Genomic DNA, 23,308 nt, shown 5'->3' with positions numbered 1-23,308 from the left:
ACCGCTAATAAACGGTTCTTTTTAATAAATTATAGTGTTAGTTTTTTAAGCTAATTCAACCAATAGGCTGTCATCAGTTTTATTAACTTTAGCTAACTTTTTACCAGTTAACCCTTTAATAGTTTTGTCCCATTTTTTGTTGCTAAGTGCAGACTGGGTTTTTAACTCATTAAGGTCAATAGGTGAGTTAGATTTTAGAATATTGAATACGAGTTTTTCTTCCTCAGTCATTTCTACCTGTTTTTTTTCAGGTTTCATTTGAGGGAAGAATAATACCTCTTGAATACTTTGATTGTTGGTTAAGAACATGATTAAACGGTCCATACCAATTCCCATTCCTGAAGTTGGTGGCATACCATATTCTAACGCACGTAAAAAGTCGTAATCTATAAACTCAGTGGCTTCATCATCTCCTTTTTGAGCTAACTTTAATTGATGCTCAAAACGTTCTTTTTGGTCAATTGGGTCGTTTAATTCAGAGTAAGCGTTTGCAATTTCTTTACCGCAAACCATAAGCTCAAAACGCTCAGTTAACTCAGGGTTTTCTCTGTGTTCTTTACATAATGGACTCATCTCTTTTGGATAGTCTGTAATGAAGGTTGGTTGTATGTAGTTGCTTTCACACTTTTCACCAAAAATTTCATCAATCAACTTACCTTTACCCATGGTATCGTCAACTTCAATTCCCATGCCTTTTGCAGCAGTTCGAATCTCGTCTTCAGTCTTATTATAAATATCAAAACCTGTAAATTCTAAGATAGAATCGCGCATTGTAATACGCTTGTAAGGTGCTTTAAAGCTTATGCTGTGCTCTCCAAAAGTAGCTTCAGGAGTTCCATTTACTGCAACAGCACAATGCTCTAGTAATTGCTCACAGAAATCCATCATCCAGTTGTAGTCTTTGTATGATACGTAGATTTCCATAGCTGTAAACTCAGGATTATGAGTACGATCCATACCTTCGTTACGGAAGTTTTTAGAAAACTCATATACACCTTCAAAACCACCAACAATTAAACGTTTTAAGTATAACTCGTTAGCAATACGCATGTATAGTGGAATGTCTAAGCTATTGTGATGTGTTACAAAAGGTCTTGCAGCTGCACCACCAGGAATAGGTTGTAAAATAGGAGTTTCAACCTCAAAATAACCAGCGTTATTAAAAAACTGACGCATAGCGTTAAACAATTTTGTACGCTTAACGAATACTTCTTTTACATGAGGATTTACTACTAAATCAGCATAACGTTGTCTGTAACGTTGTTCAGGATCGGTAAATGCGTCATGAACTTTACCGTCAGCATCTACACGTGGTTGTGGTAATGGTTTAAGCGCTTTACTAAGTAAGGTAAAGTCGTTTACCATTACAGTTTTTTCGCCTACTTTGGTTTTAAAAAGTGTGCCTTCAACACCAATAAAATCTCCTATGTCTAGAAGCTTTTTGTAAACGTCGTTATATTTTGATTTGTCGTCACCAGAGCAAATTTCATCTCTGTTAAAATAAACTTGGATGCGACCTTCGCTATCTTGTAATTCAGCAAAACTAGCACTTCCTTGTATACGACGAGACATTAAACGACCAGCAATAATTACTTTTTTACCTTCTTCAAAATCAGATTTTATTTGTTTTGAGGTATGGTTTACTGGATATAAATCGGCTGGATATGGGTTGATTCCCAAATCGCGAAGTTTGTTGAGTTTCTCTCTTCTTACTAATTCTTGTTCTGAAAGCTGCATGCTATTTGATTTTGAAATGCAAAATTACATTTTTTAACACAACTAGCACGCAACTTTTTAGGTTGATTTAACATTTTGACTCTAAAAAGTGTCAAACGGTTTTTAATAATTATCCTTCAGTATCACTCTTTAGAACTTCACCTTTAATTTTAAGGACTTTAGTAGGTTGATCTGCGTTAGACATTACTGTAATTGTTTTTTTGAATACTCCTAGTCTGTTAGTAGCGTATTTTACCGTAATTTCACTTGTTTCACCAGGTAAAATAGGAGTTTTTGAATACTCAGGAACTGTGCAACCACAAGAGGTTTTTACATTTGAAATCACTATTGGAGCTTCACCTGTATTGGTAAATTTAAACGTACGTTCTCCATCAGCATGTTGCGCAATTGTTCCGTAGTCGATTTCTTCTGTTTCAAAAGTAAGTTGACCAGCTTTTGCAGTCTCTTGTGCAAAACCGAATCCTGAGATAAGCAAGCAAACAACTAATGATAATTTTAAAATTAAACTGTTGTTCTTGTTTTGTAATGTTGAATAATTCATAATGTTTGTTTTTGATTAATACTTACGCAAACATCAACATTACAATTAAAAAAAGAACATTTTTAGGGTTTGAAATGAGTACTAGTACCTGGTTTGAATTTTATTAACTATTTGTTAAATAGTGATTTAGCTTCGTCTCTAGATTGTACGTTTAGCTTTCGGTAAATGTTGTTTATATGTGTTTTTACTGTACTCAAACTCACAAAAAGGCTTTCAGCAATCTCTTTATTAGTGTTATCGTTAAGCAAAAGTTCAAGTATTTTTTGCTCTTGATTGGTAAGTTGTTCTTTAGTTGTTTTATTGAATTGGTTTTTATTGGCTTTTAGTTTTAACCAAAACCATAAATTCCCAAGGATAGAAATCGCTAATAAAAGATAGAGCAAGTGAGTCCAATTAAAGCTAGAATTATCGCTGGTGTTGGATAGTATGTATTCATCTGAAGTTAGCTCACTTCTATATTGTTTGGTGTAAGGTGAGTTTGGATAACGCGCTTCTAAACGAGTCAATAAATCGTCGTAGTAGCTGTTGTTTTTTAAATCTTCAAGATAGTAACTATGTACACTATTACTTCTTTCTGAGAGGAATGCATAAATGTAAAGCTCAGCAATTGGCTCGTTAAGTTGTTTGCCATAATCCTGTAGTGTTTTAAACCACTTTTTGTTGTTCAGTTTACGGTTGGCTTCACTTCTAAATTCACCAAAAGCAAAACGCATGTCTTCTTTAAGCGAGTCAATTTTTATAAACGCATTAGCTTGTTCGTTGTCAGATTTTACATCGCAAAACATTTGTTTATTAAAAGAAAACGGAAAATTAATGGTGTCGTTGTGTTTAGCGATAAATACAATTTCTTTGCTATCATCGCAATGTCCGCTAAAATGGTTGGCGTCTTGTTCGTTTTCAATGCAATTGTCAACATGAATTCTGTAAATGCGATGTTCGCTTTCTAGTTGATTTCCTGTAAACTGAAAATAACCTAAAGAATCTGCTGTAACCTTAGCTATAATTTGTTCAGGATATACGCCTGAAATTTTTCTGTAGTCTTCAATAACAGATAAGTACACATTTTCGTGCCAATGAGCTTTATCAATTTGACCAGAAAATAAATGTTGCGCTTTACCATAAAACGACATCAAAACGAAGGCTACAAAAAGTGCTTTAAACCTCATGTCACGAATCTACTATAAAAAAATTAAACCTTATTGCGCTTAAGGGCAAATTTGTCAATTCGAGTGAATTTTGCAATAATAAATTGTAAAATTTGTATCGAGAATTAGAATTTGTACTAATAAATAGTTCTCGATACAATTTTTATAAACTAAAAATTACTCGAACTGACACTTCTTTATATTTTTCTTAAAATTAAGAATGAAGGATAACTGATTTGTAACAAATGCTGAAATAGCACGTCAAATAAGTACATCAATCATTAAAACTAATCATCAATGAGTATTTGGAGAGTAATTTTATCCATAATCTGTCCGCCTTTGGCAGTTTTAGACAAAGGTTGTGGCTCAATAATTATCGTGTTTTTATTATGGCTTTGTGGCTGGGTTCCTGGAGTTATAGCAGCTTTGGTTATCTTAAATAATCCTGATCGATAAGCCTTTTTTCTAAAGCAGAATAAACCTATCTTTGTATCACTAATCATAATCTAAATTCAATACAATGAATAGAATTTTCCTACTAGTGGTATCTCTGGCAATGGTTTGCCTTACAAGTTGTCAATTTTCTGAAAACATTTACATTAATGAAGACGGAAGCGGTAAAATGGAGTTTTCAATGGATGCTTCAGAGTTGATGCAAATGGCTGGTGAAAAAATGAAAGAAGATGGTACTGAACGAATGGATTCTACCATTGTGTTTAAAGACTTTTTAGACGAAAAAAGAGATAGTATTTCTAAGCTTCCGCAAGAAGACCAAGATAAGCTTAAGGCTTTAGAGAACTTTAAAATGCACATGCTTATGGATACTGAAACTAGCGTTATGAAGTTTGATTTACTAACCGATTTTAAAGATGCTGGTGAGCTGCAAGATATGTTTCAAGCTATGAACAGTGTTAGTAACATGCAAGGTGAAGGTGGAATGAAACCTGCCGATGCTTCAAATCCGTTTTCTAGCTTAGGAAGTAATAGTGCTACAGATATTAAATATACTTTCAAGAAAGGTGTTTTTAAGCGTTCTGCTAAAATTATTGATACAGAACTTCACCAACAAGCTATGGATAGTTTAAGCTCAATGGAAATGATGTTTGCAACTTCAAACTATACATTGAATTATCATTTCCCTAAACCTATAAAATCAGTATCAAACGAAGCAGCAATGTTTAGTGATGACCGTAAAAGTTTTACTCTAGAAGTTAACTTTATGGAGTCGTTAAAAAACCCTGCACTTTTAGATGTTGAAGTAATTTTAGAAGACTAATTTTTTGAACAAAACAATAGACATACAAGACTTAGGTTTAAAAGACTATAAAGACACTTGGGATTACCAAGAAGAGCTTTTTAAAAGCATTTTAGACCTAAAGATTCGCAATAGAAGAGAAGCTACTAATGAGCCTACAAGTAATTATTTTTTGTTTGTAGAGCATCCTCATGTGTACACCTTAGGAAAAAGTGGTGATATGTCTAATCTGCTTTTAAACGAGGAGCAGCTAAAAGACAAAGGAGCTACGTTTTATAAAATAAACAGAGGAGGAGATATTACCTATCATGGACCAGGTCAAATTGTAGGCTATCCTATTTTGGATTTAGACAACTTTTTTACCGATATTCATAAATACCTGAGATTACTAGAAGAAATGATTATTCTTACGCTTGCCGAATATGGTTTAAAAGCAGAGCGTAGTCCAGGTGAAACAGGTGTTTGGTTGGATGTAGGTACGCCATTTGCAAGAAAAATTTGCGCAATGGGAGTAAGAGCGAGTCGTTGGGTAACTATGCATGGTTTTGCACTTAACGTCAATGCTGATTTAGGCTATTTTGATAACATTATACCATGTGGTATAAGAGGAAAGGCTGTAACGTCGCTTAATGTAGAGTTGGGCGTAGAGCGTATAAGTATGCCTCAAGTAAAGGAGAAACTGTTAAAACATTTTTCAACTCTATTTGAGGCAGAATTTAAGCTTCAAAAAATTAATTGAAAACGCAAGAGTCTGACTAGGGAAAACTTAAGGAGAAAATATTCTTTTAGTTGGTTTACTCAACTGGTTCTAATGTTTCTGTTTTAGTACATGTTTGATAATCTCCTACACATTTTGTACAGTAACCGTCACCATTAGCGTGTCTTCTTGGGCTACAGCCATCTCTACAACCTTCACATTTTAATATTGTAGATGAACTGTCCAAAGAATAACTACCATTGTTTTCTTTTAGAAAATAAGCGATTTTAATGCTTCCATCTGCATTACTTGCTATTAATTGTTTGATTTCTACATTTTCGTCGTCTACGGCTTTACTAACGTCAATATATAACTGCTCAATTTTAATTGTAGCTAAACCAGATTTTTTTTGAGCATTTTCCAATTGAGATTTTAAACTGCTTTTATTGACAAAAACTATATCATTATTAGAACTAATTCTTGCAATTGTATTCGGAAGGTCATCATTTGACATGTTGTCGTTAGTTTCTGAATCATTACAGGAATAACCCACTAGAATAAATAATAATAGAACAAATACACTTTTTTTCATAATAGAGAGTTTATTAATGTTTAATCAAATGTACTTCTTTTTTTTTTTTTTTTTGCAAATTAATTATCTGAAAACATGTTGTTTAAGTTGTTTTTGTTAGCGTGTAATGTTCTTGATTTACTTTTAGTTTAATATGCTGCTTGCTTAAGCTCGCCTGAAGCTATAGCTTTATCATAATCGGCAGAAACTGAGTTTAAATAGTTAAAAAACTTCTTTCCGCTTTTTAATTTCAAAGTGATTTTTACAGTGTTGTCTTTGTCTTTAGTTACAGATTCCACTACTGCCAATTCACCAACTACATTTTTGTAAGACGCTACACTACCTCTTTTTACTAAAGTGTTTAGACGTGGAAAATCTACATGTGAGTAGGTTTCGCCACTAGCTTTACCAATACGTAAAACGTCGCCTTCTTTAACAGTGTCTTGAGCTTGAATACTAAACGAAAAAAGTGCTAAAACTAAAATAAGAATTGATTTCATAATGTAAAGTATTGAATTAGTGTTATTTATTGTTTTTTTTATTGATTTCTTAAAATATACAATTTGAAATACGAATATACTAAAAAGTGCTATTATTTTTTGTTAATATAACACTAATGTTTTCAGGGTAATAGTGGTTTTTAGTGTTGAAATAGAAGTTAAAAAGGGTTACTTGCTTGTTGTTAATGAAGAAGACAATAAAACAGTGTTTTTTAGAAGTTTGGTCTAACGTGTTTATGTAAGATTAGTTGCTTGTTAAAGTGCATTTACTTTCCGATTAATAACTAAAAATAATTGGAAAATTTAAAGTAATAAACAGAACTAAGCAATTTTTATATACGTTTTTGGTACACTTTTTTTTAAATCGTTCTAATTTCTGGTTTGTAAAGAGTCATTTACGTTTAGTTTTGTTTTTGATTTTATTGTTTTTATATATTCATTTACTGAATCTTTATAATGAGCAAAGTCAGATTCTAAACGACTGTTTTTCTCTTTCTGAAAATTAACTTCTTTATTTGAGAGATAATTTGACCAACCTAAACAAAAAGTAGATAATCCAAAAACTATGAATAGAGGTAGATATATTTTCTGATATTTAGTTAGTCTATTGTGTGGTTCAGTTCCGTTTTTTTTGTCTCTCCCTTTGTCGGTTAATGAAAGTGAACCATTTGGTAATACATTAGCTAGTCCAATTTCTTTTAATTTTGTTTTTAAATCATATATAAAATCATTGTCGTTATATACTAATTTATCTTTATCTGATAATTTCATTTTATCAGTCAAATCTCTTAAAGAAAAATTATCAAATTCAGATGCGTGTTTAATAACTAAAGGAATAAACTTTTTTAGATATTCGTCTGTATTATATTCAGGCTTTTGTCCGTGTGCTCCTAATTTTATTCCCATAGTATGTTTCAAATGTTTTGCAACTTCATAAAGATATGGATTGTTTTAATAAACTATATCGACCGTTAGACGAAGTTAGCTGAAAATTTTCACAAAGCCAAGCTTAGCCTTCTTCGTTAAAAAATACTTTGTAATAGTGCATTTTTTTAGCTTCGTCATAGCCTCTTTCTAAATATTCGGCAGAAGCATCAGGTGCATCAACATCTAGTTTTATTTGTATGTTGGTGTCTAGCTTTATTTCGGTTTTTATTTTTTGTTTTTGCTTTTTAAGTACGACTTCAGAGACATCAAACTGGTTTCTCAGTACAAGGTTGTGGTCACTTTCATAGGTTTTCTTGTAGTCTTCAAAAAGCTGTATTCTATCTTCGTCATCAAAGACATCTTCTTTAAAGGTTTCAACGTTTATAATTTCGTTTTCCTTAAAAAAGTCAACCGTTTTAGCTAAAAAGTTACTTTGCTCTTGACCTCCAAACTGTGGTTGCATCACATCTTTAGAGAACTCACGACACATTTCGATATAGTTTTTAGTATGCTGGTTAGAGTCGTCAGGATATTTAACGTTTAAAAAGCTTTTAATCCAGTATTGCGTGTCGTAGTTGTTATTGTCCACACTTAGCACAATTTTGCCTTCGGTATCAGCAGTATTAAGTATTATGCAGCCTTTATCAACCTTTTTGGTGGCTATTCCTTTTTGTACAATAATATCGTAGCTATTGTTTTCTAAATAGGTTTGAAAAAAATGCGCTTTGTTTTCAATTTTAAAAATACCAACAGCGTCACACACATAGTCTTCATATTGTATATCATGAAGCATGCACACAATAACATCTCCTGTTTTTATTTGTGCAGAATTACTTTGCTCAAACAAATGTGTAACAATGTGTTTTGATACTTCAATAAAGTTGCTGTCATCGTTAAGTAATTGAGACGAGTAGGTGTTGATTTCGTTAAGCTCAATATTAGAATGATGATTGAACCTATAGGTTTCGGCTACGCTAGTAAAAGGTCTTAAAAGATAAGGTACAATAAGGTCGTAGCTGACTTCGTCAAAATCTATAAGTTGCTCAGAAAACGCATTTTTTGTGCTGTTGAACTTATTACCGACTTTATGTAAGATGCATTTTGAAATAGATGCTTTGTTGCGCTTTATCATAGTATTTTTTTAAGGATACAATAGTACTAAAATTAGAGCTATTTTAAACAAAAAGCGCCAAAGTTTCCTTTGGCGCAATGAAGACTCAGGGACTTGAGATTTGGTTGCTATAATCTCATAACAAATCATCACCTACATGAGGATTGTCCGCTGTATAGTTAATAAAAGGTGTTTGAAAAAATTGTATTGTAATTGGTTGATTAATAGCGTTTTTAAAAGTACAAAATTGATTTTTATATACAAAGAAAATGACGCTAATTAATTGATTTGATACAAAATAATGCTGTTGGTGTCGCCTTTGGTTACCACTTCAAGATTTCGGTCTTTATCAATATTATCCAATACAATAGCTGAATTACCATAAATAGGGAAATTGGCTATGGACTTTGCTTGACTGTCAAACAAGTAAATTTTCTTGGATTGAAGATCGGTAGTGGTGACATAAATCTTATCGTAAATGTAGAAAATTTGTGGTTCAGTGTATTCGCCATAATCTAGCTCAACCGTTTTAGATTTTATATCCAGTTTATTTTCAGACAAAGTAACTAAGGTCTTACTGGTTGTGGTAAGCTTATGGTTTTCTTTTAAGTTAAGATTGGCACTACTAAATTTACCGTTTTGGTCAATTTGTACTAAAACACCATTGTTTGTTGTAGTGGTAAACTTGTTGTTGTATAGGTAAATTTTGTTGTTTGAAAAATCGATATCAGTACTTGCTTTAACTCTTGTTTTTCCTGTTCTGTCTAGGATTTCGAGTTTTTTACCTTGCGAAAACACAATATAATCTTTGTTTCCAATTCTAAAATGTTGCGGTTGTGTATTGATAGTGCTTGGTGCTTTTTTATACGTAAAGCCTTTAACTATTTTTCCGTCTTTATCATACATTAAAAGCGATTTGCCTTGTGTAACCAGCAAACGGTAGTTTTTCTTTTTATCATAGTCAAATACAGAAAGCGGTTGCGTTATTTGGTCATTAAACTTCAACGGAAAACCAGAAACGTCTTTACCATTTCTATCTAAAACATAAACTCTGTTTGAGGTAGCAAATACCAGTTGAAGTCTACCGTTTTTATAACTATCAATTTGCTCAATAGTACCAAGTATTTTTCCTTCAAGCTGCTTTTTCCAATAAATTTTACCGTCGTTAGAAATGAGGTAAAGATTGTTTTTTACATCTTGTACAACAATGTCTTTTTGATTGTTGGTATGGTTGGTAACTAATTGCGGATTGGTAAGTAAATCATCTTCTAAAGTAATCGTGGTTTCTTCAGAAATACTATTGGAAATACGCTTTGCTTTATGCTTTTTAATGATGGCGTTTACATGCGCAAAATCGGTGTCATAAATATATTGAATTGCAGACGATTGATAACCTGATAAGTCAAGGGTTTTTTCTTCCGAAAAATTGGTGTTCAAAACAGTGTTAAGTCTTGAAGCATTTCCGTAGATTAAAATAGAAGCTTCGTCGCTTAAATTTTGCATAATACGACTGTAATGATCCTGTTCAAAAAGCGTAGTGTTATTTTGATAATTTGAAATGATTTCTTTTAAAAAATCAATGTCATTTGAAAACACAAAAAAGTCCTCAATTTTTACATAATTTGAAGCCGAAGAATTGGTGATTAAAGGCGAGAAATAATTGCTAATTAATTCTGGTGATTTAAACTCGTAAACATCAATGTCTCTATAGGTTTCAATAGGAATAGATGTATCTAAATTAGCAGCAGTTGTGGTTGGATCCAGTGAGTTGAAAAACACTGCTGTTTTATTGTTAGAATATAGTGTACCAACCTCTATAATATTGTCAAAAATTTCGGTTTCAATTTCAGTGGAATCTTTAGGGTAGAATTTATCTAAATTCTCTTTAAAAATTTTAATATCATTAAACGTGTAGCTCACAAAAGCATCAGTATCTTTTGGACTAATTTTACTAATCAAATTTTCTTGCGGAAATGTGCCTTTAAAACTGTTTATTAAACTTTGTGATGAGTCGGTTGCTTTTGTAATTCCGTTGCTTAAAATATCGTCTTGCAATACATCAACATCTAACATTAAATAATTGCTAAACTGCAAATTGTTTAAGGAGTCAGAAACAAAAGCTTTTGGGAAGTAGTGTTGCCCTTTAGATTTTGAAATTATTGAAAAGGTTTTAGAGTTGTCGGTTGTTGAGTAAATTTTTTTAAACTCGTCATCAACAGTATTGTTGTTTTCAATAGAAGACTCTAAAATCTTAAGTCTGTTGGATGCAATAAAAGTACTATCAACAATTGTACTGTAAATAACCTTATTGTAAATAGTAGACTTAGTTATAGATTTAGTTTTTGATGAAACCGTTTCTGAAATTATATTAGGAATAGAGTCGGTTTTAAAAATATCTTTATGAAATCTGCTAATAACAGAAAATTCTAAACTATCGTTAGCATCTTTATTAAGGCAAATTAAAACATCGCTGTTTGGATTGAAATAATCCAGCGGTTTGAAGTTTTGCTCTAAATTTTTAAATTCAGAATAACTTGAGAGCTTATCAATTAACGTATTGCTTTTTAGTCCGCTTTTTAAACCTTCAATGTTTTTTGATTTTATAACAAGAGTAGCATTGCTAGGAATAAGATCAACAAGTTTCTTTGCTTTATTACTGTTGTTGTCACAACTTGAAAATAATACAGCAAACATAAAAAATGCAAATAGGTGTTTCATTAAGAGGGTTTTTGCAAATATAAAAAGTTATAAGTCTAATTTTAATTGTTCAGGTAATAATCTAAACGAGGTTCTATGGTACTTTGTTATACCATATTTTTTTAAAGCTTCTCTATGTTGTTTTGTTGGGTACCCTTTGTTTTGTGCCCAATTGTACTCTGGGAATTCTTCGTGTATTTGCTCCATGTACAAGTCTCTTTCGGTTTTAGCAATTATTGAAGCAGCAGCAATACTAAGGTATTTACTATCTCCTTTTATAATAGTTTCGTGCGGAATACTATTATAAGGTTTAAACTTGTTGCCATCAACAATTATAAATTCTGGTTCAACACTTAGTCCTTCAATAGATTTGTGCATTGCTAAAATAGATGCATTTAATATATTGATTTTATCAATCTCATCTTGCCAAACGTGAGTATAGCATAAAGCAAGAGCTTCTTGCTCTATAATGGACTTGAGTTTAAATCGGTTTTTATGCGATAGCTGTTTAGAATCGTTAAGTAATGAGTTTTTAAATGATTTAGGAAGTATAACAGCAGCAGCTGTAACAGGACCAGCTAGACAGCCTCTGCCTGCTTCGTCAGTTCCACATTCAAGAGTATGTTTTGAAAAGGTGTGTATAAGACTCAAAAGTAAATTTTTGTTAAAAATAAAACATTAGAAAGAAATCCAATAAAATTAAAAATGCTAAAAACTTAATACAAATGTTAAAATTGCTGAAACATTAAGTTTCATGGTGGTTTTGTTAACATTTTTTTGTGAGAAACACTTGGATATTTAATATATTATTAAGATGTTTGCGCTAGACTAACTCAAATAATTGTTTTATGAAATTAAAGTTAACATGGTTAATGACGCTATTTATGGCGTTTGTGATGCAGTTTTCTTTTGCACAAGAGAAGACTATCACTGGAACAGTTACATCAGCAGCAGATGGCTTGCCATTGCCTGGTGTAAATGTAATTGTAAAAGGAACTACTAGAGGAGTTCAAACAGATTTTGATGGAAATTATTCTATTCAAGCTAATGTTGGAGAAACTTTAGTCTTTTCTTTTGTAAGTATGAAAACTACCGAATTAAAAGTAGGAGCAAGTAATACTATTAATTTATCAATGGAAGAAGATGTTGCGGTATTACAAGAAGTTGTTGTTGTAGGTTTCAATACGAAATCTAGAGATCAATTAACTTCAGCAGTATCAAACGTAACTTCTGAAGACCTTGAAAGAATTGCACCTTCTGTAAGTATTGATAATATGCTTCAGGGTCAGGCATCTGGTGTTCAAGTAACAGCTCAGAACGGTAAGCCTGGTCAAACGGCATTTATACGTGTTCGTGGTATTGGATCAATTAACGCTGGTAACCAACCATTATATATTGTGGATGGTGCTCAGATTAACGAAGAAGATGTAAATGCTATTAACCCTAACGAGATTGAAAGTATCAGTGTTCTTAAAGATGCTGCTTCTACATCTATTTATGGTGCTCGTGGTGGTAATGGTGTTGTACTTATCACAACTAAAAGAGGTGGTAAAGACAAAGATGCTGTTTTTAGAATTAACTCAAGAATTGGATTTAACAGAAAGTTAAAAGACAATTTCGAAATGATGAATGCAGCTCAAAAACTTCAGTATGAAAGAGAATTAGGAGCTTACGGTTTAAACGTGGGTGAAGGTTCTTCTATTAGTTCTAATGCAGAGTACAATCGCTTAGTAGCTTTAGGACATGATTGGCAAGATGATTTATTACAAGATGGTGTTGTACAATCTATTAGTTTTTCTGCACAAGGTGGAGAAGACAAAACTAGATATTTTTTCTCGTTAGGATATGATGAAGATACTGGTATTATTGAAACTTTAGATGCCTACAACAGACTTTCTGGTCGTTTAAATGTTGATTACGACGCAAAAGAATGGGCAACTATTGGAACAAGCTTATCTTTCTCATCTATAGAAACAACAGATCCTAGAGATAGAAACAATGCTCAAAACCCATTTAGAGCTATGTATGATTATAATCCTTATGAAACTGTATATGTACAGGATGATGAAGGTAATTTAATTTTAGATGCTAATGGTCAGCCACAGTTTAACGCAACTTCTGCAGGTTATCCTGTTCTTGCTGAGCTTACTCAAAATATATCTTCAAGATTCTACAATCGTGTGATTGGTAACTTATTCTTAGATTTAAGATTACACGATAACTTAACATTTAGAACTCAAGGTTCAGGTGTTTATGAGCAATACAGAAGAGAAAATTATTTACAACCAGGATCTGTTTTAGATTTAATTGTTAATGGTGGTGAGCCAACTGGTAGTAAAACAGATAATGGAAGTTTTGACTTCACATATACTTGGTTAAACAAGTTAACATATAACAATACATTTAATGAAGTACACAATTTAGAAGTTACTGCATTAACTGAATATATTGCTAACAATTATAGATCTTATTCTGCCTCAGGTGATGGGTTTACAGTTGGAGGTCCTTCTGTATTAGACGCTGCGGCTACTCCAGATGCTGTTGGTGGATTTAGATCAGAGTATTCTATATTTTCTGTAGCAGGTAACGTTGACTATAACTACGATGATAGATATATCGTTACAGGTACTATTAGACGTGATGGTTCATCTCGATTTGGTAAGAACACAAAATACGGTACTTTCTTTAGTGGTAGTGTTGCTTGGAACGTATCTAACGAAGAGTTCTTAGCAAATAATAATGTTATAAGTAACTTAAAAGTTAGGGCTTCTGCAGGTACTTCTGGTAACGACCAAATTGGACGTTATGAATCTATTACAACTTATGGGTCTTCTCCATATAACGCGTCAACAGGTATAGTGCCATATAACGTTGGTGATCCAAACTTAAGTTGGGAGGAGAACTTTAACTACGGCGTTGGTATTGAGTTTGGATTGTTTAAAAATAGAGTAAGAGGTTTAATCGATTATTATAATAGAACTACCTCAGAGCTATTACTAGACGAGCAATTATCCTATACTACAGGAGGTTATTCTGTAACAGGAAACCTTGGAGAAATGGTTAATAAAGGTTGGGAATTTGAATTATCAGCTGATATTATCCGTAACCAAGACTTTAGATGGACAGTATCTGGTAACTTAAACCTTTATGATAATGAAATTACTAAGTTAACAAATTCTGGAGAAGATTTATTTACGACTTCAAACTATTACACAATTCTTAGAGTTGGAGAAGAAGTTAACACATTCTACATTCCTAGATATGCAGGAGTGAATCCAGCAAATGGTGATGCTTTATATTATGATACTGATGGTAATATTACTAATGAAGCTGCAGGTAATGAAGTAGCATTGTCTGGTAAGTCTCCATTTGCAGAATTAGACGGAAGCATTAGTACAACATTAGATTATAAAGGATGGGATTTATCTGCTAACTTTTACTTTAAGCAAGGTAATTACATTTATAATATAATGGAAATGAACATGTTAAGCGATGGTGATAATGCTAATTCAAACCAAAGAGTAGATGCATTTAACTATTGGACAACTCCTGGCGATACTAACGTACTTCCTAGACCAAATAATGACACTAATCAAACATCTGATAGATTCTTACAAAAAGGAGATTATATAAGATTAAGAAGTTTACAATTAGGATATAATTTACCTAGTAAGTTTACAGAAAAAATGTCAATCGATGGTTTAAGAATTTATGTTTCTGGAACTAACTTATGGACATATGCACCTCACTTTAAAGGTGACCCAGAAGTTGGTATTGGTTCAGGTGAAACACAAGGAACTGATGTAATTCCTGGAGAGTTCTCTCTTTATAGTTACCCAACAACAAGAAACCTATCTTTAGGAATCGATTTAAAATTTTAAAAAATATTTGATATGAAAAAATATATTTATTTATTAACATTAAGTTTAATCTTTTTCTCTTGTGATGAAAGATTAGACCTAAATCCACACAATGCAGTAGGTGCTAGTGAAGCATTAGTTACTCTAGGGGATTTTGAGAATGCCATTAATGGTATGTATACTATGATGGAGTCAGCAAACTATTATGGTGCTAATTATATGTCATTCCCTGATGTTCTAGCTGATAATTTGATTTATAACCCAGGTGGTAGACAAACACAAAGAACTACTTTTGAATGGAGATATAATGCAAATGCTACACAAGGAGCTTTTATGGCTCAAGCATACAGAGTGATTCAACAAGCTAATTTTATATTAGAGAATCTTGATCGCATTGAAGAAAGCGAAGAGAAAAATAATGTAAGAGCTCAAGCTCTAGCAGCAAGAGCGTTATCTCACTTTAATTTATGTAATTTATTTGGTGAGATACCAACACAGTCAGCTGATTCTGGTTCAGCCTTAGGGATGCCTTATATGACATCTTCAGATGTTCGTCAGTATCCATCTAGAAATACTGTTGATGAAGTTTATGCTAACGTCATAACAGATTTACAAACAGCTGCTAATTTAATAAGCTCTTCTAATGGAATTGAAAGATTCAATAAAGATGCTGTTTATGGATTATTATCTAGAGTTCATTTATATGCAGGAAATATGCCAGATGTTGTAACTGCAGCTAACCAAGTTAGTGCAAGTGTTAGTACAACTGCAAACTTTCCAGGTATTTGGGATGACTCAAGTGATGACGGTGTACTTTTCGAATTAAAAAACTTTGATACCGATACTAATGTATCAACTGGTGTACCTTACAGTCAAACATTAACTGACGGAATTTACTCTGAGTACGTAGTTGAATTTGGATTAAACAACTTATATCAGCCATCTGACATCCGTAGATTTGCCTATATTGATACTAGTCCATATGGTTCTGCTGGTATTTACAACCACGTAGCTAAGTATTTATCTAGCTCTGTTAACACTGGTTCTGGTGTAGTAGATTCTAAGGTAATTAGAGCTGCTGAAGTTCAATTAAACAAAGCAGAAGCTTTAGCGTCAATGACAGGACAAGATGCTGCTGCTTTGGCTGCATTAGATTTAGTAAGATCTAATAGATATGCTGGTTTTGTTAGTGGTGGAGAAACTGGACAAGCACTTAAAGATGCTATTCAGTTAGAAAGAAGACTTGAGTTAGCTTTTGAAGGTCACCGTTTCTTTGACATTAAGAGACAAGGTTTACCTATCAATAGAACTAATGCTGGTGAGTTTTTTGACGGAACAGGAACACCTCCATTATTCCTAACGCTTACTGCTTCTGATCATAGATTTCAATTGCCTATCCCTAAAGCTGAGATAGATGTTAATTCTAATATGGAGCAAAACCCAGGATACTAATTATAAAAATCAAAGCAATGAAAAAAATATTTTATTTATCAGTCATTCTTTTGTCAATGGTATTAGTATCATGTGATGAAGATGATAACGTACACCAATATACTGGTAACAGTATTGTATATTTTGATGGAGCAACTACTTCTTCATTATTAGTTCCTACTGCAGGAGCAACTAAAGAAGTTGTATTAGTTGCAACTAGTTTAAGTGATGCAGCAAGATCTTTCTCTGTATCTGTTGACGCAGAATCAACTGCGCAAGAAGGTGTTGATTTCAATTTAGTGACTAACTCAATTACTATTGCTGCTGGAGAATACTCTGGGACACTAGTTATAGAAGGTCTTTATGATGGTGCTGATCCTGACGGAACACGTCTGATATTAAACTTAGATTCAGAAAATGCTGAAGTAGCAGGTTTTAGTAATTCTTATAACTTAGACATCTTTAAGCAATGTGAGTCTGATTTATCAGGTTCTTATTCTGTAACTACTACTTACGGTTATCATGACTTTTTACCAGATTATAACCCAAATACAATAGATGCTGATATTACTGAAGTTGATGCTGGTGTTTATTCTGTATCTGATTTCTCTGGTGGATTGTATAGCGAAGGTCCTTATGCCGATGAATATTTAACAGATACTGCAGATAACACATTAGTTTTTACAGATTTCTGTGGAAACATAAGTTGGGAAGGTCAAACTGATCCTTGGGGTGATATTATTCCATTAGATGGTGGAACTAATTCTGTTGATGAAGAAACAGGTGTCATTACAATTTCTTGGTATTGCACAGGTTATGGAGAAAATGGAGTTTCAGTATATACTCCTCAATAACATTTAATTTAACACTATTATTATGAAGAAAATATTAAAAATAAGTTTAGTTCTATTAACATTTATTGGGTTTGTATCTTGTGATAGTACAGATGATGATACAAGTTATTTAAATGATAGAACTCCTGTGGCATATTTTGTGCCAGGAAATAGTGGAACACTTTTAGTTGAAGAAGGTGTTACTAGGAATGCTCAAATAACTGTAGGTGTGTCTGAATCAAGACCGTATGATAGAAGTTTTACTGTCTCTATAGACCCAACTTCAAGTGCAATAGAGGGAGAAGACTTTTTATTACCAAATACAACTTTTCAAATTCCGGCAAATTCACTTGTAGGATCTTTTAATGTAACATCTGGTGATTATGAAGCTTCAAGTTTATCAGGTAAAACTGTTAAAATAAATTTAGTAGAAGTAGAAGATACAAGTGTGATTGGTCCAAGAATCACTTATAGTTTAGTTGTAATTCGTTACTGTCCTATACCTGAAACATATATGGTAGGTGAGTATGCCATTTCAGATGTGGCAGCTACGGTAGGACCAGGAAACGGAACCGAAAACTTTTCAAGTAGTACAGTTACAATTTCAACAAGTGCGACAGATCCTACAGCTAGAGTTTTCAGTGCTTCTGTATTACCTGCTTTTAATTCTGAAATCGAAACAGTCACTTTATATTTATCTTGTGGAAGTTTTTCAATGTCAGATGTGCTTCCAGGGCTCTCATGTCAACCTGGAGGAGCAAATCCTGCTTACATATTCTCTACTGATCCAGATAACATATCTACTTATGATTTGGATGATGATCAGAGTTTTGTTATTTCCTATATTGAAGATCCAGATAGTTCTTGTGGAGGTCCATTTGAATCATCGTTTAGCTTAACAAAATTGTAATAATAAATTATTATATTATGTATAAAAAAACCCACTTTTAAAGTGGGTTTTTTTATACATAATATTCACCCATAATTCTCGTTTTAAATATTTACTTTTGCATCAAGTATATCAAAAGCATATGAAAAACTTTCTTTGTATTGTATTATTTTTTTTTAGTTTAAAAGGATTAGCTCAAGAAATTTCTGTTGATAAAGCTGCATTAAAGAGAAATCAAGTTGTCAATGATACAATGCGAAGTTCAAATAAGAGTACTTCAAATAAAAATATAAAAAACCAAGATGCTACAATTGACTTATATAAAATAATATCTTTTGAAAACGACACCACTATTGTTGATACTAGTTTAACAATAAAAAAGGAGTATAAATTTAACTATTTAAGAAAGGATAACTTTGAGTTACTTAACTTTTCAAATCTTGGACAGACATATAATACATTAAGTTCTAATTTTTACTCCGAGAGAACAATGCCTCTTTTTGGAGCAAGAGCAAGACATTTTAATTATATGGAAATTGAAGATATTAATTATTATCACGTTCCAACCCCTTTTACAGAACTTCTTTATAAATCTGCTTTTGAACAAGGTCAACTATTAGACGCCTTCTTTACAGTTAATACTTCTGAACAACTAAATTTTTCTATTGCATACAAAGGACTTCGTTCGTTAGGAAAATACCAGCACATATTAACAAGTACTGGTAATTTTAGGTTTACTACCAATTACACTACAAAAAATAGAAGATACAAGGTTAGAGCTCACATTGTCATGCAAGATTTAATGAACCAAGAAAATGGAGGTTTGCAAGATGAAGACTTAGTAAATTTTGAAACTGGAGATGAAGAGTTTTTAGACCGTTCTGTATTTGATCCAAATTTTGAAAATGCTGAAAGCATACTAGAAGGTAAGAGGTTTCATCTAGAGCACCAATACCAAATCACCAAAGTTCAAGACTCATTAGCAAATAATACCCTAATAATCGGTAACAATATTTCTTTTGAAGATAAATATTACCAATTTACACAAACTGCCCAAAACGATTATTTTGGTGACGCTTTTTTAAGCAGTAGTATTAATGACAAAGTAACTTTAGAAGATTTCTACAATAGGTTTTATGCAAGTTATCATAATAAAGATATTGGTCATTTAAGATTAAATCTCGATTACAATAATTTTAACTATGGATATGATACAGTTGTGTTTTTAGATGACAATAGTATCACTAATAGAATAAAGGGAGATGTTTTATCTGTAGGAGGAGCATATAATAAATCTTTCAACAAGTTTAGTATAGAAGGAGAACTAGGGGTTAACGTTTCTGGAGATTTTGAGGGAAACTTTTTTAAAGCTAAAGCCTCCTATAAAATTAATGACAATACTAAAGCTTTAGCAACATTCAATTCAAGTTCTAGAGCACCAAATTATAACTTTCAATTATACCAAAGCGACTATTTAAACTATAATTGGGATAACACTAGCTTATTTAAAAATATTAATACACAACAAATAGCTTTTCAATTACAGTCTAAAAAAATTGCAAACCTTTCTTTTGATTATACTATAATTGATAATTACACCTATTTTCAAAAAGAAACTGACACTACGTTTGTAAAACCATATCAAGCTAATTCCTCAATTAATTATTTTAGATTAAAACTTAATAAAGAAATTAAGTATGGGAAATTTGCATTAGACAACACCATCATGTATCAAGAAGTACTAAATGGAGAAAACATATTAAATGTACCAAAAATAATAACTAGGAATACATTATACTATTCTAATCACTTCTTTAAAAAAGCACTCTATTTACAAACAGGAGTCATATTTAATTATTTCTCCGAATATAATATGAATGCTTACGATCCAGTACTTGCTGAATTTTACGTTCAAAACAATACTAAAATAGGAAACTTTCCAAGGCTAGACTTTTTTATCAATGCAAAAGTTCGTCAAACAAGAATCTATTTAAAAGCAGAACATTTTAACTCAGCTTTGACAGGTTATAATTATTACTCGGCTCCCAACTATCCATACCGAGACTTCACAGTAAGATTTGGTATTGTGTGGAACTTCTTTTTATAAACTTTTATTACACCTATACTATACATAAAGTTAATAGTGATTAATAGTGTTGTGTTATTTGGTATGTTTTAAGTTTATGTATATATGTTTAAAGTGTGTATTATTGTTTAATGTAGTTTTTCAGGAAGTATAAATGATAAGAATATTACATGTAAAGTATTGGTTTATAGAGTGGGCGAAATTTTTCGAGAAAAACATTAAAAAAAAAGTAAAAAAAAGTTTGCGATAAAGAAAAAATAGGTTGTATATTTGCAGCCGCTAAAAACGGGAACGTTGAGGCAAAAAGTTCACAAGAAATACTGATTAAGAAAAGGGTTTTGAATTGTTTCGAAAAAATTTTCAAAAAAAAATCAAAAAAGATTGTGGGATAAAAAAAAGGGTTTTATATTTGCACCCGCTTAACCGATAAGACGGTTTAGAAGAGAAGATAAAAGTTCATTAACATATTGAATTGACAGCGTAAAATTAGCATTGGAAACGATGTTAATTAAACAAAAGAATAGACCATTTTGAGTACTGAATAAAATTCCATATTAGTTGTTAAATAATATTTAAGATTTAACGATGAAGAGTTTGATCCTGGCTCAGGATGAACGCTAGCGGCAGGCCTAACACATGCAAGTCGAACGGTAACATAGAAAAGCTTGCTTTTCTGATGACGAGTGGCGCACGGGTGCGTAACGCGTATGCAATCTACCTTTTACAGGGGGATAGCCCAGAGAAATTTGGATTAATATCCCATAGTATCAAGAGTCGGCATCGGCATTTGATTAAAGATTTATCGGTAAAAGATGAGCATGCGTCCTATTAGCTAGATGGTGTGGTAACGGCACACCATGGCAACGATAGGTAGGGGCCCTGAGAGGGGGATCCCCCACACTGGTACTGAGACACGGACCAGACTCCTACGGGAGGCAGCAGTGAGGAATATTGGACAATGGGCGCAAGCCTGATCCAGCCATGCCGCGTGCAGGAAGACTGCCCTATGGGTTGTAAACTGCTTTTATACGGGAAGAAACACTCCCTCGTGAGGGAGCTTGACGGTACCGTAAGAATAAGGATCGGCTAACTCCGTGCCAGCAGCCGCGGTAATACGGAGGATCCAAGCGTTATCCGGAATCATTGGGTTTAAAGGGTCCGTAGGTGGATAATTAAGTCAGAGGTGAAATCCTGCAGCTCAACTGTAGAATTGCCTTTGATACTGGTTATCTTGAGTCATTATGAAGTGGTTAGAATATGTAGTGTAGCGGTGAAATGCATAGATATTACATAGAATACCAATTGCGAAGGCAGATCACTAATAATGTACTGACACTGATGGACGAAAGCGTGGGGAGCGAACAGGATTAGATACCCTGGTAGTCCACGCCGTAAACGATGGTCACTAGCTGTTCGGATTTCGGTCTGAGTGGCTAAGCGAAAGTGATAAGTGACCCACCTGGGGAGTACGTTCGCAAGAATGAAACTCAAAGGAATTGACGGGGGCCCGCACAAGCGGTGGAGCATGTGGTTTAATTCGATGATACGCGAGGAACCTTACCAGGGCTTAAATGTAAGTTGCATGATTTAGAGATAGATCTTTCTTCGGACTACTTACAAGGTGCTGCATGGTTGTCGTCAGCTCGTGCCGTGAGGTGTCAGGTTAAGTCCTATAACGAGCGCAACCCCTGTTGTTAGTTGCCAGCGAGTAATGTCGGGAACTCTAGCAAGACTGCCGGTGCAAACCGTGAGGAAGGTGGGGATGACGTCAAATCATCACGGCCCTTACGTCCTGGGCTACACACGTGCTACAATGGTAGGTACAGAGGGCAGCCACTGCGTGAGCAGGAGCGAATCCTAAAAACCTATCACAGTTCGGATCGGAGTCTGCAACTCGACTCCGTGAAGCTGGAATCGCTAGTAATCGGATATCAGCCATGATCCGGTGAATACGTTCCCGGGCCTTGTACACACCGCCCGTCAAGCCATGGAAGCTGGGAGTGCCTGAAGTCCGTCACCGCAAGGAGCGGCCTAGGGTAAAATTAGTAACTAGGGCTAAGTCGTAACAAGGTAGCCGTACCGGAAGGTGCGGCTGGAACACCTCCTTTCTAGAGAAAGACGACTAATAAGGAAGTTCAAAAAAGGAATAGTCTGTTCTTTTGCTGTTAATTTAAATGATCTATTATAGTAGAGTCTCATAGCTCAGCTGGTTAGAGCGCTACACTGATAATGTAGAGGTCGGCAGTTCGAGTCTGCCTGAGACTACTAAATTAATAGGAAATTCTGGAAGTTGAGTAGTGGTTATAGTCTAACTACTAACTACTATGTACTAACGACTAGTATATGGGGGATTAGCTCAGCTGGCTAGAGCGCCTGCCTTGCACGCAGGAGGTCATCGGTTCGACTCCGATATTCTCCACGATAGCGAAAGCTAAAAAGTTCATTGACATATTGAAAAAGATACATGAAAATTAGATAGAAATATTTAATAAAATTAAATTATTGTAACGAGCAATAATTGTAACTCATTAAAAAGACAAAAAGTACAATAAGCTAAATAAGAGCGTATGGGGAATGCCTAGGCTCTCAGAGGCGATGAAGGACGTGATAAGCTGCGAAAAGCTGCGGGGATTGGCACATACAAATTGATCCGCAGATATCCGAATGGGGCAACCCAGCATGTTGAAGACATGTTATCCGTAAGGAGGCGAACCCGGAGAACTGAAACATCTAAGTACCCGGAGGAGAAGAAAACAAAAGTGATTCCGTTAGTAGTGGCGAGCGAACGCGGAACAGCCCAAACCAGCATTGTTAAGGCAATGCTGGGGTTGTAGGACCACGATATTTAATGCGTAATGAACTAGAATGCTTTGGAAAGAGCAATCATAGAGGGTGATAATCCCGTATAGGTAAAAAACGTTATTGATAGTGGTATCCTGAGTAGTGCGGGACACGTGTAATCCTGTATGAATTTGGCGGGACCATCCGTTAAGGCTAAATACTCCTGAGAGACCGATAGTGAACTAGT

Annotated in this window: 17 protein-coding genes, 2 tRNA genes and 2 rRNA genes (1 of these 21 only partly in view); 12 read left to right on the top strand and 9 right to left on the bottom strand. The window is 33.6% G+C overall.

Going from position 1 to position 23,308, the window contains the following annotated elements; translation table 11 throughout:
• Positions 1–45: 45 nt before the first annotated feature.
• From lysS to ACQ0RB_RS13020, 3 genes are all read right to left on the bottom strand, one after another.
• Positions 46–1,737: a lysine--tRNA ligase gene (lysS, locus tag ACQ0RB_RS13030; RefSeq protein WP_430498968.1), complete on the bottom strand. Its 1,692-nt coding sequence runs from the start codon at positions 1,735–1,737 to the stop codon at positions 46–48.
• Positions 1,738–1,846: 109 nt separating this feature from the next.
• The gene (locus ACQ0RB_RS13025) at positions 1,847–2,278 is read right to left on the bottom strand and encodes a DUF1573 domain-containing protein (protein WP_430498966.1); all 432 of its coding nucleotides are present in this window, start codon (positions 2,276–2,278) and stop codon (positions 1,847–1,849) included.
• A 107-nt stretch (positions 2,279–2,385) separates the two neighbouring features.
• Positions 2,386–3,444, bottom strand: a complete 1,059-nt coding sequence (locus ACQ0RB_RS13020) for a helix-turn-helix domain-containing protein (RefSeq protein ID WP_430498964.1) — start codon at positions 3,442–3,444, stop codon at positions 2,386–2,388.
• Between the two features lie 276 nt (positions 3,445–3,720).
• Here ACQ0RB_RS13020 and ACQ0RB_RS13015 point away from each other — a divergent pair, with 276 nt between their 5' ends.
• The 3 genes from ACQ0RB_RS13015 to lipB all read left to right on the top strand — a co-directional run bounded on the left by ACQ0RB_RS13015 (position 3,721) and on the right by lipB (position 5,417).
• Positions 3,721–3,879 (top strand): YqaE/Pmp3 family membrane protein, encoded by a 159-nt coding sequence (locus tag ACQ0RB_RS13015; protein WP_129761015.1) that lies wholly within the window; start codon positions 3,721–3,723, stop codon positions 3,877–3,879.
• 64 nt (positions 3,880–3,943) lie between these two features.
• Complete coding sequence (locus ACQ0RB_RS13010; RefSeq protein WP_430498962.1) at positions 3,944–4,699, top strand: hypothetical protein; 756 nt, start codon at positions 3,944–3,946, stop codon at positions 4,697–4,699.
• A gap of 4 nt (positions 4,700–4,703) precedes the next feature.
• On the top strand, positions 4,704–5,417 hold the full coding sequence (gene lipB, locus ACQ0RB_RS13005; RefSeq protein ID WP_430498960.1) for a lipoyl(octanoyl) transferase LipB: 714 nt from the start codon (positions 4,704–4,706) through the stop codon (positions 5,415–5,417).
• Between the two features lie 55 nt (positions 5,418–5,472).
• On the opposite strand, the gene ACQ0RB_RS13000 is transcribed toward lipB, so the two are convergent.
• The 6 genes from ACQ0RB_RS13000 to ACQ0RB_RS12975 all read right to left on the bottom strand — a co-directional run bounded on the left by ACQ0RB_RS13000 (position 5,473) and on the right by ACQ0RB_RS12975 (position 11,832).
• Positions 5,473–5,967, bottom strand: coding sequence for a hypothetical protein (locus ACQ0RB_RS13000; RefSeq protein WP_430498958.1), 495 nt, complete (start codon positions 5,965–5,967; stop codon positions 5,473–5,475).
• 128 nt (positions 5,968–6,095) lie between these two features.
• Complete coding sequence (locus tag ACQ0RB_RS12995; RefSeq protein ID WP_430498956.1) at positions 6,096–6,446, bottom strand: hypothetical protein; 351 nt, start codon at positions 6,444–6,446, stop codon at positions 6,096–6,098.
• A gap of 369 nt (positions 6,447–6,815) precedes the next feature.
• A complete protein-coding gene (locus ACQ0RB_RS12990) occupies positions 6,816–7,352 on the bottom strand; it encodes a hypothetical protein (RefSeq protein WP_430498954.1) in 537 nt (178 codons plus the stop codon).
• Between the two features lie 103 nt (positions 7,353–7,455).
• The gene (locus ACQ0RB_RS12985; RefSeq protein WP_129761007.1) at positions 7,456–8,505 is read right to left on the bottom strand and encodes a nucleoid-associated protein; all 1,050 of its coding nucleotides are present in this window, start codon (positions 8,503–8,505) and stop codon (positions 7,456–7,458) included.
• Positions 8,506–8,763: 258 nt separating this feature from the next.
• A complete protein-coding gene (locus ACQ0RB_RS12980; protein WP_430498952.1) occupies positions 8,764–11,202 on the bottom strand; it encodes a DUF3352 domain-containing protein in 2,439 nt (812 codons plus the stop codon).
• Between the two features lie 27 nt (positions 11,203–11,229).
• Positions 11,230–11,832, bottom strand: coding sequence for a ribonuclease HII (locus ACQ0RB_RS12975; RefSeq protein ID WP_430498950.1), 603 nt, complete (start codon positions 11,830–11,832; stop codon positions 11,230–11,232).
• Between the two features lie 197 nt (positions 11,833–12,029).
• Here ACQ0RB_RS12975 and ACQ0RB_RS12970 point away from each other — a divergent pair, with 197 nt between their 5' ends.
• From ACQ0RB_RS12970 to ACQ0RB_RS12930, 9 genes are all read left to right on the top strand, one after another.
• Entirely contained in the window at positions 12,030–15,062 is a 3,033-nt protein-coding gene (locus tag ACQ0RB_RS12970; protein WP_430498948.1) for a SusC/RagA family TonB-linked outer membrane protein, read from the top strand.
• Positions 15,063–15,074: 12 nt separating this feature from the next.
• A complete protein-coding gene (locus tag ACQ0RB_RS12965) occupies positions 15,075–16,493 on the top strand; it encodes a RagB/SusD family nutrient uptake outer membrane protein (protein ID WP_430498946.1) in 1,419 nt (472 codons plus the stop codon).
• 17 nt (positions 16,494–16,510) lie between these two features.
• Positions 16,511–17,326, top strand: a complete 816-nt coding sequence (locus tag ACQ0RB_RS12960; protein WP_430498944.1) for a hypothetical protein — start codon at positions 16,511–16,513, stop codon at positions 17,324–17,326.
• A 22-nt stretch (positions 17,327–17,348) separates the two neighbouring features.
• Positions 17,349–18,215, top strand: a complete 867-nt coding sequence (locus tag ACQ0RB_RS12955) for a hypothetical protein (protein ID WP_430498942.1) — start codon at positions 17,349–17,351, stop codon at positions 18,213–18,215.
• A 121-nt stretch (positions 18,216–18,336) separates the two neighbouring features.
• A complete protein-coding gene (locus ACQ0RB_RS12950) occupies positions 18,337–20,301 on the top strand; it encodes a putative porin (protein WP_430498940.1) in 1,965 nt (654 codons plus the stop codon).
• A 561-nt stretch (positions 20,302–20,862) separates the two neighbouring features.
• Positions 20,863–22,388 (top strand): 16S ribosomal RNA (locus ACQ0RB_RS12945).
• An 83-nt stretch (positions 22,389–22,471) separates the two neighbouring features.
• Positions 22,472–22,545 (top strand) — tRNA-Ile (locus tag ACQ0RB_RS12940).
• 80 nt (positions 22,546–22,625) lie between these two features.
• A tRNA-Ala gene (locus ACQ0RB_RS12935) sits at positions 22,626–22,699 on the top strand.
• Between the two features lie 127 nt (positions 22,700–22,826).
• Positions 22,827–23,308, top strand: a 23S ribosomal RNA gene (locus tag ACQ0RB_RS12930); it runs 2,334 nt beyond the window's last position.
• Together the 16S and 23S rRNA genes with 2 tRNA genes alongside form the textbook arrangement of a ribosomal RNA operon.

The organism is Gaetbulibacter sp. PBL-D1, assembly GCF_050509525.1.
In the GTDB taxonomy this organism is placed as follows: domain Bacteria; phylum Bacteroidota; class Bacteroidia; order Flavobacteriales; family Flavobacteriaceae; genus Gaetbulibacter_B; species Gaetbulibacter_B jejuensis.
Note: the sequence above shows the minus strand (reverse complement) of the source record. Positions and strands in the feature narration are given on the sequence as shown.